The organism is Rhodococcus sp. EPR-134 (assembly GCF_001647205.1).
GTDB classification, from domain to species: domain Bacteria; phylum Actinomycetota; class Actinomycetes; order Mycobacteriales; family Mycobacteriaceae; genus Rhodococcus_F; species Rhodococcus_F qingshengii.
Window position 1 is genome coordinate 1 of the sequence record NZ_LVCT01000310.1, and the last position, 2,535, is coordinate 2,535.

General features: G+C 61.7%; 2 protein-coding genes and 1 pseudogene. All 3 read right to left on the bottom strand.

The annotated features are described in order from the left end of the window. Positions 1-289: pseudogene (locus tag A2J01_RS14130) on the bottom strand (serine hydrolase); the annotation flags it as partial. 97 nt (positions 290-386) lie between these two features. Beyond that, entirely contained in the window at positions 387-1,958 is a 1,572-nt protein-coding gene (locus tag A2J01_RS14135; RefSeq protein ID WP_047270321.1) for an MFS transporter, read from the bottom strand. 97 nt (positions 1,959-2,055) lie between these two features. Continuing rightward, positions 2,056-2,535 (bottom strand): TetR/AcrR family transcriptional regulator (locus A2J01_RS14140; RefSeq protein WP_082900867.1); only part of this gene is annotated, 480 nt, incomplete at its 5' end.

The window sequence follows — 2,535 nt, forward strand, 5'->3', positions numbered from 1 at the left end:
TTGCGTACACAGTCTTACCTCCGTGCACCACGGCCACCGCCATGCCGGGAACACCGGAACTTGCCAAGAGGTCGTTCGCGAGGCCGTCGAGCTTCCCGACCGCGTCGTCGATTTGCCCGTCCGGGATCGGCACCCCGGCGTCGAGACCCGGGCTGGCGTCGCTGACGACCGGCCCGGGCGCCGAGGTGGTGTCTGAATCGGACGAGCATCCGGCGAGCAGGGCGACCGTCAGTACTACCGGAACCGCCGCTGCCGACAGTCGCGAGCTGTTTCTACTGGTGATGGACACGAGATTCTCCCTAGCAGGGTTGTCGTCGGTACCACTCGGTCAATCCAGTATCGGGGAACGGCGGGCTGATATTGGGACAAATCGGGAAACCTTGTAGCTACTTCGGGGTCTTGGTTGTCAGACTGCCGAGAATGGAGCCTTCCGTGACCGGCTTCCAAGGGAGCAACAACGCGACCAGCAGAGCGGTGATCAATGCTGCTCCGACCGTGAAGTACGACGCGATGGCGAAACCTTCCAGGCATGCGGTCTTCATCGTGTAGATCAGACTGTCCTTCTGCTGCTCGAAGAGCGGACTGATGTCGCGGGAGCGGATTTCGATGACGCTGAGCACGGACTCACGAGCGAAGCCTTTCTCCTGCGCCGACATCACGGCGTCGGGAATGGCGTCGACGATCGGAGCCACCTTGGACGTGTAGTACGAGGCGACGATCGAACCGATGACGGCGACGCCCAGGGTCCCGCCGAGCTCACGCGTCGTGTCGTTGACTGCCGAACCTGCGCCCGCTTCGTCGAGGGGCACCGAGGACATGATGGAGTCGGTCGCCGGTCCCTGGACAATTGCGAGGCCCAGACCCATGAGGACCATCGAGATCACGACGGGTCCGAGGTAGGGCGTCTCGACGGTCGTCCGACCCGCCAGGAACATCCCGCCGCTGAGTACCAGGAGGCCGAACACCATCACTGCAGTCGTGCCGAGTTTCTGTGCCGCCAAGGTGGCGACTGGGGCGCCCACGGCGACAGCTGCAGCGAAAGGCAAAGAGTGGATGCCGAATTCGAGCGGCGAGTACTCCCGAACGCCCTGGAAGTACTGCGTGATCAGGAACAAGAATCCGAACATGCTGAAGTAGCTGACAGCAATAGCCAAGGCGGGGAAAGAAAACCGCCGGATTCGGAAGAGATTCATGTTCAGGATCGGCGCGTCGGTGCGCAATTCCCATGCGACGAATGCGGCCAACAACACTGTCGCAGAGAGGTATCCCGTGATGCTGAATGTCGACACCCATCCGCGATGTGGTGCGTCGATGATGGTCCACACCAGAATGACGATGCCGAGTAGCGACAAGATTGTTCCGACGAAATCGAATCGGCCGACGTGGAGCGCCTTCGATTCCGGAACAACCAGCAGCACACCCACGATGACCAACAATGCTGCCGGAACGTTCATCCAGAACACCGAGTGCCAGGAGAAGTGCTCGAGAAGCCAGCCGCCCGCAGTCGGGCCGATGGCAATCGCGAAGCCGGCCATTGCGGTCCAGGCCGCGATGGCGATGGCTCGTTCTCTGGCGTCGGTGAAGATGTTGGTGATCATGGCCAACGTAGCCGGAAAGACAGCTGCGGCAAAGACACCCATGGCGGCTCGCGCCATGATCACCTGTTCGAGGTTGGAAGCCAAAGCGCCGACGAGCGACATCGCACCGACGCCGATCAAGCCGATGATCATCACTCGGCGGCGTCCGAAGCGGTCACCCAGGTGGCCGAAAGTGAGTAGGAACCCGGCGAAGGTCAACGTGTACGCGTCGACGATCCATTGCAGGTCGCTGACGCTGGCGAACAAGTCGACGCTCATCGTCGGCAGTGCGACGTTGACCACTGTGTTGTCCAGCACGACAAGGAGTTCGGCGAGGCAGATGAAGATCAGCGCAGTGAATCGACGTGACTTGGTCATCATGGGCGCCGAGGGCGCCGGTGCAAGTGTGTGAGACATGTTTGTACGCCATCTCTGCTCCTGCGCGGACGGCAGCAGCGGTTGGAAGAAAGAGGGTTGGTCAGCTCGGGGCCGAGACCAGAGCCTTGAGGTGAGCGCCGATGCGATCGAGAGGCGCCGTGGTGTGCTGAGCTTTTGCCATCAGCGTCGCGCCTTCGATTGACGCGATCACGACGGTTGCCCATTGTGCTGCAGTCTCGGACGGCTGTCCCTGCTGCCAGAAGAACGATGTGAGAAGCGATTCCCACGAGGTGAAGGATTCGCCCGCAGCAGTTAATGCCGCCGGCGTCGACGCGCCCTCCACTGCCGCGGCTGCGACCGGACAGGAGGAGGTGAAATCGCTCTCTACCAAGCTGTTTCGAAATATCGTGACAACCGCGTCGATGATCTCCGGTGGGGAAGACTGAGCGATCATCGAACTGATGGCGGCACTGACGCCCCGGCCGAAGTAGGCAACTGCTTCGCCGGCCAGCTGTCCTTTGCCCTCGGGAAAGTAGTGGTACACCGACCCGCGGGGAGCTCCCGAGCGTTCGACGATCTC